The 13,421-nt window shown below is 72.2% G+C and carries 11 protein-coding genes and 1 pseudogene; 4 read left to right on the top strand and 8 right to left on the bottom strand.

Annotated features, from left to right (window positions below; genetic code table 11):
- Window positions 1-134: 134 nt before the first annotated feature.
- The 4 genes from ACFW2Y_RS08980 to ACFW2Y_RS08995 form a co-directional block, all read right to left on the bottom strand.
- The gene (locus ACFW2Y_RS08980) at window positions 135-1,172 is read right to left on the bottom strand and encodes a PucR family transcriptional regulator (RefSeq protein WP_384875642.1); all 1,038 of its coding nucleotides are present in this window, start codon (window positions 1,170-1,172) and stop codon (window positions 135-137) included.
- A gap of 220 nt (window positions 1,173-1,392) precedes the next feature.
- Complete coding sequence (locus ACFW2Y_RS08985; RefSeq protein WP_384875645.1) at window positions 1,393-1,692, bottom strand: hypothetical protein; 300 nt, start codon at window positions 1,690-1,692, stop codon at window positions 1,393-1,395.
- Between the two features lie 72 nt (window positions 1,693-1,764).
- On the bottom strand, window positions 1,765-2,484 hold the full coding sequence (locus ACFW2Y_RS08990) for a potassium channel family protein (RefSeq protein ID WP_384875648.1): 720 nt from the start codon (window positions 2,482-2,484) through the stop codon (window positions 1,765-1,767).
- Entirely contained in the window at window positions 2,477-3,850 is a 1,374-nt protein-coding gene (locus ACFW2Y_RS08995; RefSeq protein ID WP_384875651.1) for a TrkH family potassium uptake protein, read from the bottom strand. The genes ACFW2Y_RS08990 and ACFW2Y_RS08995 overlap by 8 nt, the downstream gene beginning before the upstream one ends.
- 317 nt (window positions 3,851-4,167) lie before the next feature.
- Here ACFW2Y_RS08995 and ACFW2Y_RS09000 point away from each other — a divergent pair, with 317 nt between their 5' ends.
- Window positions 4,168-4,674 carry a hypothetical protein gene (locus ACFW2Y_RS09000; RefSeq protein WP_384875654.1) on the top strand — a complete coding sequence of 169 codons (507 nt, stop codon included), beginning with the start codon at window positions 4,168-4,170 and terminating at the stop codon, window positions 4,672-4,674.
- A 54-nt stretch (window positions 4,675-4,728) separates the two neighbouring features.
- A complete protein-coding gene (locus ACFW2Y_RS09005) occupies window positions 4,729-6,135 on the top strand; it encodes a flotillin family protein (RefSeq protein WP_384875656.1) in 1,407 nt (468 codons plus the stop codon).
- A 194-nt stretch (window positions 6,136-6,329) separates the two neighbouring features.
- On the opposite strand, the gene ACFW2Y_RS09010 is transcribed toward ACFW2Y_RS09005, so the two are convergent.
- Window positions 6,330-8,339: a hypothetical protein gene (locus tag ACFW2Y_RS09010; protein ID WP_384875659.1), complete on the bottom strand. Its 2,010-nt coding sequence runs from the start codon at window positions 8,337-8,339 to the stop codon at window positions 6,330-6,332.
- A 544-nt stretch (window positions 8,340-8,883) separates the two neighbouring features.
- The gene (locus ACFW2Y_RS09015; protein WP_384875662.1) at window positions 8,884-9,639 is read right to left on the bottom strand and encodes an ABC transporter permease; all 756 of its coding nucleotides are present in this window, start codon (window positions 9,637-9,639) and stop codon (window positions 8,884-8,886) included.
- Window positions 9,640-9,784: 145 nt separating this feature from the next.
- Here ACFW2Y_RS09015 and ACFW2Y_RS09020 point away from each other — a divergent pair.
- A pseudogene (locus ACFW2Y_RS09020) lies at window positions 9,785-9,886 on the top strand (DNA-binding response regulator); the annotation flags it as partial.
- Window positions 9,887-10,010: 124 nt separating this feature from the next.
- Window positions 10,011-10,829 (top strand): hypothetical protein, encoded by an 819-nt coding sequence (locus ACFW2Y_RS09025; RefSeq protein WP_384875769.1) that lies wholly within the window; start codon window positions 10,011-10,013, stop codon window positions 10,827-10,829.
- A gap of 28 nt (window positions 10,830-10,857) precedes the next feature.
- On the opposite strand, the gene ACFW2Y_RS09030 is transcribed toward ACFW2Y_RS09025, so the two are convergent.
- Window positions 10,858-11,442, bottom strand: a complete 585-nt coding sequence (locus ACFW2Y_RS09030; RefSeq protein WP_384875664.1) for a TerD family protein — start codon at window positions 11,440-11,442, stop codon at window positions 10,858-10,860.
- A gap of 306 nt (window positions 11,443-11,748) precedes the next feature.
- Window positions 11,749-12,831 carry a ParB/Srx family N-terminal domain-containing protein gene (locus ACFW2Y_RS09035; protein ID WP_384875667.1) on the bottom strand — a complete coding sequence of 361 codons (1,083 nt, stop codon included), beginning with the start codon at window positions 12,829-12,831 and terminating at the stop codon, window positions 11,749-11,751.
- Window positions 12,832-13,421 lie beyond the last annotated feature (590 nt).

The raw sequence follows: 13,421 nt of genomic DNA on the forward strand, positions 1-13,421 counted from the left end.
CAGGCCGTGTGCGTGGAGCGGGTCGGGGGCGCGTGCCGCGCCCGTCGGGGCGCCTCCCGGGGGCGGACGGGCACGGTCCGCGGGGCGCCGTTCCTCAGTCGCTCCCCCGCACGGGGAGTGCCCGGGCGTCTGCTTCAGATCCCCTTGTCGGGCCAGCCGAGGAGGCGGGCGCCGATCACGGCGGTCTGGAGCGTGTAGCGGTGCGTCGGGTCGGCGGGGTCGGCGCCGGTGAGCCGGTGGATACGGTCGAGCCGGTAGGAGACGGCCCGCACGGACAGGTTGAGGTGGCGTGCCGCCTGGGTGGTGACGCAGCCGGTGTCGAAGAAGGCGGTCAGCGTGTCGAGGAGCGGCTCCGCACCTCCCCGGGCCGTCCGGAGCGGTCCGAGGATGCTGTCGACGAGGTCTTCCATGGCCTGCCGGTCACGGGTGAGCACGGGGTAGACGAGGAGGTCGGCGGCGCGCAGGACCGGTGCGTCGAAGCCGAGGCGGTCGGCGAGGTCGAGGGCGCCGAGGGCCTCCTCGTAGGAGTGGACGACACCGCCCGGGCCGGGCTGCGGCCTGCCGATCGCGACCTGCCCGCCCTCGGTGGCGGCATAGGCCTGCTTGGCGAAGTAGGCGAGGACGTCTCCCTGGTCGCCGGGGGCGATGCACACGATCCGGCCGGCCTTGGTCGTGAGCAGGATGTGCCGGTCGCCGAACCGTCCGATCATCGCCCGCTCCACCTGCTGGGGCGCCGGATCCGCCTCGCCGTACGCCTGCGGGCCACGGGCGACCGCAACGGCGTGCGCGTGCGAGAGCCGCAGGCCGAAGCGTTCGGCCCGCTCGGCTATCCGCCCCAGACCACCGCGGCCGTACAGCAGGTCGTCGATGAACTCGCGCCGCTCGGCCTCCTCCTGCCGCACCGCGAGCCGTTGGGCCCGCTCGAAGCCCCCGGCGAGCGCGTCCACCGACTGCTCGACCGCGGCGAGCAGGTCGAGCGTCGTCCGCCGCGACAGGGGCTGCTCGGGCCAGGCAGCACGGACGGCAGCCAGGTGCCGGCCGATCAGCGCGCGCAGGGCGAGCCCCTCGCGGGCCGCCTGCTCGCCGGCTCGCCGGCGCTGCTCCACCTCGTGCCGATTCAGTCGACGGCCGGTCGCCGCGACGTCCACGAGCAACGGATCGTAGGCCTCCACGCCCTCGTCTCTCCTCTCCTCGCTGGGCCCGCTCACCGGCTGCCTCGCCGGGACGGGCGGTACGGAACGCGATCGGGCGGGATCCCCCCGAACCCCGACGCGCGGGGCGCGTGCGGGGGACGCACCCGGCCGGGGTCCGCGGCGGCGCGGAGCCGCCCCCCGGCCCGGCCGCGGGGCTTCACCCCCCGGCCGCACGGAAGGGCCGCACTGCGCCGGGCGGTCACGCCCCGGCCTCCCGGCCGTCTCCCGCGGCGGCTCCCCGGCGGCGATGGCGCTGCACCTCGTACGAAGCGAGCAGCAGGGCCGCGATGTTCAGCGGAAAGGCGACGGCCTCGGCGACCGCGGTGACGCCCCAGGCCCGGCCGAGGCTCGCCGCGAGCGCCAGGCACAGCAGCAACCCGGGAAGGATCCTGCGCCACCGCGGCAGCTCGGCCGTCCGCCAGACCCGTGTGCACAGGACGACGCCGTACACGAGGAAGGCGAGCGCGCTCAGGGCGAGCAGGACCAGAACGAGTGACATGACCGGGCTTTCGGGTAGGTGGAAGGCAGTGCCGACCAGACTTCCCGGCTCACCAACCGCTGATCATATCGGTCAGGCGAGATCGGTGAAGGCCTCGACGGCATGCGTCTTGCCGGTGACGACGATGACGTCCCCCTTCTCCACCACCGTCTCGGCGGTCGCGTAGGTGAAGTCCTGCCCCGGGCGTTTGATGCCGACGACCGTCACGCCGTACTGGCTGCGGACCTGGGAGTGGCCCAGCGGCCTGCCCGTGGCGACCTGCGGGGCGACCGTCTTGACCAGGGCGTAGTCGTCGTCGAACTCGATGAAGTCGAGCATGCGGCCGGTGACGAGGTGGGCGACGCGCTCCCCCATCTCGTGTTCGGGCAGGACGACGTGGTGGACGCCGAGGCGTTCCAGGATCTGGCCGTGCTGACGGCTGACGGCCTTCGCCCAGATGTTGGGGACGCCGGCTTCGAGGAGGTTGGAGCTGATGAGGATGCTCGCCTCTATGGCGCTGCCGATGCCGACCACCGCGCTGGTGAACTCGTTCACGCCGAGCTGCCGCAGGACTTCGGGGTCGGTCGAGTCGGCGGCCACCGTGTGGGTCAGCACGTCGCTGTACTTCTGGACGACCCGGGCGTCCGTGTCGATGCCCAGCACGTCCCAGCCACGACGCACCAGCTCGTTGGCCAGGGAGAGCCCGAAGCGGCCCAGCCCGATGACAGCGACGCGCTGGTCCGCCTGCGCACGGTAGTCGAGGGGCAGTTTGCGGCGTCGGCGGTCGCGCAGGTGGCGCAGGTAGTTAACCAATGACGGGTCGCTCCTCGGGCAGTTCGTAGCGTCGGGTGCGCTCGCGCAGGGCGAGTGCGGACACCAGGGTGATGGGGCCGATGCGGCCGATGAACATCAGGGCGATGAGGACGAGCTGTCCGACGTCGGGGAGGCCGGCGGTGAGTCCGGTCGACAGCCCGACGGTCGCGAACGCGGAGACGACCTCGAACAGCACCGCTTCCAGCGGGGCGTCGCTCACCGACAGCACGACCAGGGTGGCGGTCATGACCAGGCCCACTCCCATCAGGGCCACGGTCAGCGCTTGCCGCAGGACGTGCGGGGCGAGCCGGCGGCCCAGCACGGTGGAGGTCGGTTCGCCCCGCACCTCTGCGGCGATCGCGGCGGCCAGCACGGCGAAGGTGGTGACCTTGATGCCGCCGGCGGTGCCCGCGCTTCCGCCGCCGATGAGCATCAGCATGCACGTCATCAGCAGCGTCGAGGCGTGCATCGCCCCGACGTCCAGGGAGTTGAATCCGGCGGTGCGGCTCATCGCGGAGTGGAAGAAGCTGTCGAGGATCTTGCCGGCGACTCCGTGCGCGCCGAGCGTTCCGGGGTTCGTCCATTCCAGCAGCGCCGTGAGCACCGTTCCCAGGAAGAGCAGCACGACGGTCGTGATCACCGTGAGCTTGGTGTGCAGGGTCCAGTTCTTCCGGCCGGTGGTGCGCAGCCGGTGGCGGTGGCGGAGCGCCTCCAGCAGCACCGGGAAGCCGATGCCGCCGAGGATGACGGCGGCCGCGATCGGCAGGGTCACCCACCCGTCCTGGGAGTAGCGGGTGAGGCTGTCCGCGTGCAGCCCGAAGCCGGCGTTGTTGAAGGCGGACACCGCGTGGAAGAAACCGAGGTACGCCGATTCCTCGTAGTCGTACCCGTATCCGAGGCGGAACCGCAGCGCCAGGCAGGCGCCCGTGGCGAGCTCCACGACGATCGTCGTGCCCGCCACCCCGAGGAGGACGCGGCGCACGTCTCCGATGCCGAGGCTCCTGGTCTCCGCCTGGGCGGTGAGCTGCATCCTCAGCCGCAGCCTGCCCGCGACGAGCAGGGCGAGCAGGGACGCCATGGTCATGATGCCGAAGCCGCCCACCTGGACCAGGCCCAGGATGACGGCCTCGCCGAAGCCGCTCCAGTAGGCGCCGGTGTCCACGACCGCGAGACCGGTCACGCACACGGCGGAGGTGGAGGTGAACAGGGCCGTCAGCGGGTCGGCCGGCCGGCCGCTCTCCGTCGCGGCCGGCAGCATCAGCAGCACGGTGCCGAGCACCACGACCGCCGCGAAGGCGAGGACCACCGTGCGGGCCGGGTGGGTGGTGAAGAACGAGCGCGCCCGCAGGTGAATGATGGCGGCCACGGCCCGTTCCCTTCCCGTTGTGTCGCTGGTGACAGGCTTGACCATCCCCCCGGGACGGTCTGAGCGTCAAGATCCGTCCGAGCACCCGCACGCCGTGTCGCCGCCCGCACGCACGAACGGCACCGGAGCGGTGCACGGAGGAACCGGCACCGCGCCACCGCTTCCGGGACGTCGGGGGGCGCCCCTCGGCACCGTGGGTGCGAGTGCGGCATAAAGAGAGGGTAAACGTTGCCGAGACCCGGCAGTGAGAAAGGGTGCCCCCGGATGCGAAGATCTCTTCGACGGCGCATTCGACGCCAGAGCGAAGGAGTCGGGACATGACATGGTTTCTGGGTCTCGGCATTGCCGGTCTGGTGTTGCTCGTCCTCTCCTTGGTCTTCGACGGGGTGTTGGAGGGGGTCCTCGACGGTTTCGGCGGGGGCGGGGACGGTTTGTTGTCGTTGCCGGTGATCGCCGCGTTCGTGTCGGCCCTGGGTTTCTCGGGGGCGATCGTGTCGGGGGTCACGGGTACGGGGGCGGGGGTCGCCACCGGTGTGGGTGTGGTCACGGGGGTCGGCGCGGCTTGGCTGACGTGGAGGTTCAGCCGAGCGTTGATGCGCGACGGGACCGCACCCGCACCGCGGGGCGAGGACGTGGTGGGATCGTCGGGTGCAGTGGTGACGGCCATTCCGGTGGACGGTTACGGCGAGGTGCTGTTGCACCTCGCGGGGCAGCCGGTGAAGTACGCGGCCCGGGCCGACGCGCCCGTCGCCCGTGGTGTCGAGGTGTGGGTCGAGGGCGTGCTCTCGCCGACGTCCGTTGCGGTCCGGCCCGTCGAGCATTGACGCGCAGTCGTTCCCGTTTGTTCTCATTCCGTTCCGATTGAAGGGGGTTCTTCCGTGAGCCCTGTGCTTTTCTCCGTCGTGGGCATCGTCGTCCTGGTCGTACTGCTGGGACTCGTCGTCGTCACGCGGTACAAGGTCGCCGGTCCCAGCGAGGCGTTCATCATCACGGGTCGTCGGGGGAAGAAGACGACCGATCCCGAGACGGGACGGGTGTTCACCGACAACAGCGGCCAGAAGGTCGTGGTCGGTGGCGGCGTGTTCGTCGTGCCGTTCGTGCAGCAGAAGTTCACGCTCGACCTGTCGAGCCGCCACATTCCGGTGGCGGTGCGGGGCGCGGTCACCTTGCGGGGGGTGAAGGCGAACCTGGAGGGCGTCGCGATCGTGAAGGTCGGTGGCACCGAGGACTCGATCCGGGCCGCCGCCCAGCGCTTCCTGATGCAGCAGGAGGGCATCGTGGGCTTCACCCAGGAAGTGCTGTCGGGCGCGCTGCGGTCGATCGTGGGCCGGATGTCGGTGGAGGACATCATTCGCGACCGGGCCGCGTTCGCCGGTCAGGTCGCCGAGGAGGCCGAGGCCAGTCTGTCCGGTCAGGGCCTGGTGCTGGACGCCTTCCAGATCCAGGACATCACCACCGAAGGCTCCTACCTGGAGGACCTGGGCCGTCCCGAGGCCGCACGTGCGAAGCAGGAGGCTGACATCGCGGAGGCGGTCGCCCGTCGCGCTGCGGAGCAGGCGCGGTTGAAGGCGGAGGAGGAGATCGCCGTTGCGCAGCGCACGCTGGCGCTGAAGCAGGCGGAGATCAAGGCGCAGACGGACGAGGCGGCTGCCCAGGCCAATGCCGCTGGTCCGCTGGCCGAGGCCGCTCGTCAGCAGGACGTCCTGAGCGAGCAGGAGAAGGTCGCCGCCCGCCAGGCCGCGCTGACGGACCGCCAGCTCGACACCCAGGTGCGCAAGCCCGCGGACGCTGCTCGCTACCAGGCCGAGCAGGAGGCGGAGGCCCGTCGGATCGCCCTGGTGAAGCAGGCCGAGGCAGATGCGCAGCGCTCCCGTTTGACCGGTGAGGGCGAGAAGGCCCATCGTGCGGCGCTGGCCGATGCGGTGCGGATCGAGGGCGAGGCGCAGGCTGCCGCCATCGCCGCGAGGGGGTCCGCCGAGGCCGAGGCCATGCAGAAGAAGGCCGATGCCTTTGCGCAGTACGGGGACGCGGCCGTTCTGCAGATGCTCGTCGAGGTGTTGCCGCAGGTCGTGGCCAAGGCCGCGGAGCCGCTCGCGGCCGTCGACAAGATGACGGTGATCTCCACGGACGGCGCCAGCCAGTTGACCCGGACCGTCACCGACAACGTGACGCAGGGCATGGAGTTGCTGTCCTCCGCCACCGGGGTCGATCTGGCCTCCCTCCTCCAGGGCATCACCCAGAAGAAGACGGAGGCCCCGAGCACCAACGTCGAGATCACCGACTAGCGCGGACGGGACCCTGCGGTGCGTGACCGCGGGACCCGTTCCTGCCGGACCGGTAACGGCAACCGTCGACCGCGCCGCCGCTCCACACGGAGCGACGGCGCGGTCTGCTGCGCTCCCCCGTCCTGACCGTGCTTCGGGAGGGGAACGGGGGGCGGGTCGGAGCCGAGGGGACCACCGGCTGCGACCCGGTTCCGTCAGAGGTGCTGCGGCGGGCCGAGCAGCGGGGTGCGCACCGGAGCGGCGAGGCCGACGAACACCACCATCTCGTGACCGCCCGGATTGGTCTGGAGCGGTACGTCGAGCCAGTTGTTGGCCAGCCAGACATTGCCCGAGGGGTCGATCTGGACGGCGGTGTTCCGCTCCAGTCCGTCACTCGTGTAGCCGGTGTCCGCGGGGGAGATCGGGTCCCCGGTGCGCGTACCGGGCGGGCAGGCGGAGAGGCGGGCGCCGCACAGGTTGGCCAGCCGGTGTCCGCCGAAGTTCGCCACCCAGACCGTGTCGTTGCCGTCGACCGCGATCCCCCAGGGCAGGAACAGGCCGTCGTTGACGAAGGGCTCCACGGGGGTCGTGCCGTCGGGACGGACCATCGTGACGGAGGCGTCGACGTGCCGGGTGACGATGTCCTTGACCGCCTCGGCGACCATGGCCGGCGTGGTGCCTTCACAAGGCGCCACCACTGCACCGCCGTTGGCCACCCAGACGTTGCCCAGGCTGTCGGAGGCGATGCCCATGGGACGCTTGATGCCGCCGCCAGTGACCGAGCGCAGGGGGGTGCCCTGCGGGGACAGCAGCATGACGCTGTCGCTCCCGTTGCCCGTCACCCAGGCGCGCTTCCGCGTGTCGATCGTGACGTCGAAGGGCTTGACCAGGCGGTCCCCTCCGGGCGCGATGTTCCGGGCCCGGTCGGGGTTCCCCTCCGGGATCCGGGTCACGCTCTTGCCGCCGCAGTTGGCGACCCAGATGTTGCCGTCGCGGTCCGAGACGGTGCCCTGCGGCTGGACGATGTCGCCCTGTCGCCAACCCCACGGCGGCGATACGGGCCGGCCGTGGGGGGTGAACTCCGAGACGCTGCGGTACAGGCGGCTGGCGTCGAGCGGGCAGTCGGTTCCCTGGAAGCCGAAGTTGCCGATCCAGACGTGGCCGCGGGGGTCGACGGTCGCCCCGAAGCCCGCGCCGTAGAGGCCCCCGCCGCGGTACGGGGCGCCGGGAACGTCACGGCCGGTCGGCGTCAGCCGGCTCAGGACGCGCGAACCGCAGACGGACTGCCGGGGGTCGGCGTTGAAGGTGTAGTTGTTGCCGATCCACGCCGTGCCCTCCGCGTCGAAGGCGACGTTGCCCGGGCCGTCCAGCTCGTGTCCGTTGCCCACGTAGCGCAGGGCGAGGGTCCAGGCGTCGGGGGCCTGCACCAGCCTGGGCCGATAGGCCTCGCGGCCGTCGGCGAGCGCATAGAGTTCGGCCGGGTGGTTGCCGGGCAGCCTGGCGATGTCCGCGACGGCCTGGAAGGTCTCCTTGGGCACGGGGGCCCCGGGGCGTGCGGCCAGTTCGAAGAGGGGGCCGCAGGTCTGACCGGCGGTGCAGCCGGACAGGACGTCGGCCAGGGTGTTGAAGGCCCGCAGCGTGGAGGTCTGGTCGCCGTTGGGGGCGCCGGCGAGCACCGCGGCCGCCGAGCCGTCCGCGATGTCGGCCAGGTTGTGCGAAACGTCCGCGGCGTTCTGCAGCCCGGGGCTGCGGCCCGCCACCTCGCCCCCCTGGGTGAACTGCGCCATCGCGAACCCGGCTGCGACCGTGGTGCGCTCGTTGAGCACCACCTTTCCGGCGCGGCGCCCGGTACCGAGCATCGCGACGAGCCGGACCGGACGCTGACGGCGCGCGGCCCCGGTACCCCGGGGGCCGGGCCGTCCGGTGTCCGCGGTGAGGTACAGCACGGCGTCGGGGCTCTCCGGGGCACGGTAGGAGAGACTGAAACGGCCCCGTGAGTCACTCCGCGTGCGGGCCAGCGGGCGGGCTCCGGCACCGGGGTGGTTCCCGGCTTGGAGCAGCGTCACTTCGGCACCGGCGAGCGGCCCGGAGGCGCTGCGCACGACGCCGCGCTGGTCCAGCGTGCCGTGTCCGGACGAGGGACCACCGCTGGCCTCCGGGTACGACGCCCCCATCGCGAGGGAGGCCAGGAGGGCGGTGAGCAATGCAGCTCTGCGACGGTGCACAGGAACTCCGTTGGTGTGGCGGGGAACAGGGTGCCCGCCGAGTGCTCCTCCGGTGTGGTCCCGACGCCTCGGCGGATACGGTTCACGGTGGCAGCGGTGCGGCACGAGCGGCGTGCCCCGGCGCCCCGTGTTGTCAGCCTCACCCCTTCAGGTGAGCACACGCGGCCGGACGGCCCCACGCCCCGTCCGACGAGGACGGCGGCGGTGCTGGCCCGCCCCGCGCAGACCTTCGGCTTCGGCCGGGAGGGGCTGCCGTACCCGCCGTCGAAGGGCCCCATACACCCTGCTGCCCGCACCCGTCCACCGCACCCCGTCCGTCCGTCGCGCAGGGAGGGGAGGGCCGATGCGGGCGGGCGGAGCCGCGGGAACCACCGCGCCCTCGATGCACGCTCACGGTGGCCCCGTCGAGGCACAACCTGCCGCCGGCACCCTCAAACACCGCGCTCTCCTGCATGCTCACGGAGGAGGATCTAGCCGCCCACGAGGTCGACGCCCCGTCGCCCGGGATGCGGACGGCCGGCTCCCCCGGTGACCCGCTGGGGAATCAGGAGGCGTCCCGCCGCACGGTGCGCCAGGTGACGGCGACGCCGGCGGTGACGGCGAGCAGCAGGGAACCGAGGATCGCTCCGGCCACGGTGCCGGCGCTGAGGTGGAGCCCGACGTCGACGGAGGTGACCTGGGAGAGCCCGGAGGCCATTGCCACCAGTGGCGGGAGGGCGACGAGGACGCCGAGGAGGGCACCGACGGCCACGATCGAGGAGGTCTCGCCCACGGAAAGGAGGAGCAGTTGACGGACGGTGCCGCCGGCGGACCTCATCACCGCGAAGTCGCGCCGCCGTCCATGGGCCGCGACGGCCATGCCGTTGGCGATGGCGATGGCGCTGTAACCGACCGCGATGACGATGAGTACGGCGGCGAGGCCCTCGGTGAGCTCCGCGTCGGTGTCGTAGTCGTCCAGGGCGTACTGGAGGGCGTCGTGGAGGGCGGTGCCCGGCACCAGCTCGGCGGGGCGGTCGGCACCGGGGACGAAGACGTCGTCGGTGAGGGCGGCCGGGTCGTGGAGGCGGACCAGGTCGCGGGCGACCACGAAGTCGCCGCGGGCCGGGTCGTCCGGAAGGACCCGGGCGACCCGTAGGCCGACGCTCTCGCCGTCGGCGAAGCGCACGGTGGCTTCCTGGCCGGCCTTGAGGCCGAGGGCCTTGGCGGTCCGCTCGCCGAGCACGGCCTGGCCGGGCCCGTTCCAGCGCGCGTCGCGGGAGCCGAGGACGTCGATGACGGTCCACCCGCCGGGCCGGCCCACGAAGGCCCGGGTGGGCAGGGCGGCCTTGCCGACCGGGTGGGCGGCAGCGGTCTGACCGGCTCGCCGACCGGCTCAAGGCCCTCGACGGTCGGATGCGGGTGTCGAGTCCGGTGGGCGGTCCCACCCTGCTGCACGTGGAGGTCCCGTGCCACTTCGCGTGATCGTCGCCGAGGACGCCGTTCTGCTGCGCGAGGGCCTGGTGGGTCTGCTGCAGCGGTTCGGGCACGAGGTCGTCGCCGCCACCGGGCTCGTTGTCCTCGCCACCGCTACCGAGGTTGCTGAACCAGGAACGGTCCCAGTGCGCGTCGGCGGCAACCGGCTCTCCGTCGTTCACCGGACGCCGCTCCGAGCGGAATCGTGCCAGGCCCGTCGTGTCCCCGATCCCGAAGGAGACGGCGAACGCCTGCGCCATCACCGCGTCCAGCGGGTCGGTGCTCTCGTACCGCACGGGGGCGAGGGGCAGCAGCGGCGATCCCGGCTCGACCACCGGCCGGCGAGGGGGACGGGTCAGCAGGGCGACCCGGCGCCCGTCGCGCAGCAGCCACGAGCTCGTCGCGCTCTCCCGGTGCAGCACCCAGTGGGTGTCGGGCAGCGCCGCCTCCACCGAACTCTTGGACTTGCGCGGCTTCCTCGTCAGGCTGAGCCCGACCGGGACGTCACCGACAGTGAGCAGCAGGCCCTTCGACGGGTTGGTGGAGTCGCGGTGGAAGCCGTGCGGTGCCCGGATCCGCACGACGGGAGCATGCGGCCCCCACACGTCCACGCGCACCGAGCGCCGATCGACGGTGACGGTGACGGGTCCGGCGGGCGCCTGCGCGTACCGACGCGCGATCCACAGCGGTACGCCCTCGGTCCGGGCGCGTTCCGCCAGAGCTGCCACCCCTTCCGGCCCGCCGCTCCGCCGCACTGCCAGTTCCCCCAGTGCGCGGGCGAACTCGGCGGCCCGGCGCACCCGCACCGGCGTGGCGGTGCCGGTGACGCGGGTGATCGGGACGATGCCGGTGTCGTGCGGCAGCCGCTCCAGCGAACGCTCGGCCCCACCGCCCCCGAGCCAGTACCCCCGCTGGAACGCCTCGGCCATGGCGGCCAGGTTCAGCTCGCCGGACGGGGTGCTCCGGCCGCCCCTGCGCAACCGCTCCTCGGTCAACTCCACGGTGCGCGCCAGCGGGTTCCACGACCGCTCCTCGTAGAGCATCCGGCTCGTCACGCCCCGTGCCCCTACTTGCTGACGGCGAAGCGCATCAGAGCGTGCTCGTCACCCTGCTTGATCTTCCCCGTCACGTTGATCACTTCGAGCTTCCACGCGTCGCCGACCCGAATCGCCTTGGCCACGGCGCAGCCGTTGTCCTGGGTCAGCAGGCTGGGCCAGACGTCGGCGACCTGCTGGGAGCTGCCGCCCGTCGCGTCGTAGACCTTGAAGCTGATGTTGCGCGCCTTCTGGAAGGAGCTGCCCTTCTTGTAGGCGGCGGCCACGAACACGATCGACGTGATGTTGCCCGGGATCCGGGCGAACTCGACGGTCACCGTCTCGTCGTCCCCGTCCCCGTGCCCGGTCTGGTTGTCGCCGCTGTGGACCAGCGAGCCGTTGCCCATGGGGTCGAGCGAATCGAGCCCTGCGAGGCGCACCGGATCGCTCCCCTGCATGGCGATGGCTATCAGGTCGAGGTCGGTACCCGTCTTGCGGCGCAGTTTGCCCAGCACCCCGCCGGAGCTGCCGGCGGTGGGGTCCCAGGAGACCCCGATGGACAGGTGGGTCACCCCGTCCAGGTCTGCCGGGCCGTCTTCCTTGGTCAGCGTAATCATGTGCGGATCATCCCTCGTTCGAAGCTTCCACAACAGGCAGAGTGTGCCGGACCCCTCGATGGTTCCGTGCGGAGGGTCTCGGAAGGTCGACACGCCCCGGAACCGTCGGGAGGCGGGGTCCGGTCGGGAAGCGCTGCCGACCGGTGGTGAGGGGGCCGTCAGGTCACGGCCGGAGTGCGGGACGATCCGCGGCGGGCGGGCTCTTCCCCGTTGCGCGGACGGGGCGCGCTCCGAGCCCGGTTCCACCGGCGCGGACGGCGACGAGCGGAGGTCGCGAGGCTCCGCTCTCGCAGAGGCGGGCGGTCCTCAGCGGTCGGCCAGCCGTGCCTTGTACACGAGGGCGTAGGCGAGCTTGCCGGGCTTGGCGTCGCCGTACGGCTTCGAGAGCTTGCCGAACGCACCCTTGTCCCGGGCCTTGCCTTCGTTCCACTCGGCGAGGGCACCGAGTTGGCTCGCGCTCCAGCCGCCGTCGACGACGGTCTCCGGGGACAGGGCGGTCTGTGCCCGGGTCAGCTTCTCGACGGCGTCGAGGTAGCCGGCCGGGTCGTTCGTGTCCCAGTCCGCGAGGTCCGCGGGGCGGCTGTCGCGCAGCCAGGCGCCCCAGTAGAACTCCTGGAAGGGGATCGTCCCGGGGGCGTAGCCGATGTCACGGCCGAAGTAGAGGAGGCTGCGGTAGGGGTCGTCGTCGAAGTTGGCCAGCCCGACGCCCTTGGGGAGCTCGTTGACGTCGACCGTCTTCCCGTCGGCGTCACGCAGCCACACCCACTTCTCGGCCTTCATCCGCTCCCAGAACTTCTGTCGGGGCAGCTGGCTGAGGTTGTCCAGGACGCGCATCCGCACGCGCAGGTTCGGTCCGCCGTCGGGCAGTTCGTAGAACGAGGTGAGGGTGTGGTGGCCGTCGGTGAGGAAGAGGTTGCCGCCGGGGCCGATGACCACGGTCTTCATGGCCTCGATGCTCTCGGCGGTCTCCTGGCCCACGGGCAGCGCGCAGGTGAAGGAGCCCGGGGCGTCGAGCCGGGCGTCCGGCTCGGCGCTCGCCGCCTCCCCCTGCCCGTTCGCCTCGCACCAGTCGTCGAACTTCTTGTTGACCGCGTCCTTGCCGAGCGTGTAGCGGCCGAGCTTGTAGTACACCTCGTCGTAGCCGAGCGACGGCTGCGTCGGGTGCACGTCCCCGACCCGGACCTCGACGAGGTCGCCCGGCCGGGCGCAGAGGTACTCCTGCGGGGTCGGACGCCGGTCGTGGGCGCAGAAGGAGGGGCGGACCCCCGGTTCGCCGGGCGCGGCGGAGGCGATGCCAGGGGCGGATAGGACGGTTCCGGCCAGCGCAGAGGCGGCGAGCACGGCGCTGGCACCCGAACGGGAGCGACGGGTGGGCTTCGGGGACGACATCGGCTGACGGCTCCTGGTGGGAGGGCGGGGCGTGGGAGGCGCGCCAACGGTGCTGAGCCCGGGCGGCGGGCCGTGAGCCGCGACCCGTCACGGTGGTGAACAGGTCCTGAACTCCCCCACGGTGTCGGGCGCGGAGCGGCCGGAGTCAGCGTGGGCACCGCCCGGTGCACGGCTCCGGAGCAGCACCGGGCCGAGCAGGGGACACGGGACGCCGCTCCGCACGCGCCGGGCCGCGTGTCGTACGAGGTGTTGGTCGACGTCCCGTCCTTCACGAACGAGTCGGCGTACGGACTCGCCCCGCGACGCGTCCACCAGGAGGCCGAGCCCGGTCCGCGCCGTCCGCACGGAGGGCTCCCCCGAGCCGGACGCGTACTTCTTTCCCCCGTACGGCACCTCGGCAGAGGGCACCGGCCATGTCCTGACGGCCTTCCGGTCGGAGTCGGGCGGTCTGAAGAACAACGAGTTCGGCAAGTTCGACGAATGCCGCACCAAGCGGCTCGCGCCCACCGAGTATGACCTCATGGCCACGGCCGGCCCGCGCCCGAAGAAGCCCCCTCCGGACGACGGGACCTACGCCTCGCCCCTCACGC

Origin of the sequence: Streptomyces sp. NPDC058877 (genome assembly GCF_042742855.1) — a bacterium.
GTDB lineage: Bacteria > Actinomycetota > Actinomycetes > Streptomycetales > Streptomycetaceae > Streptomyces.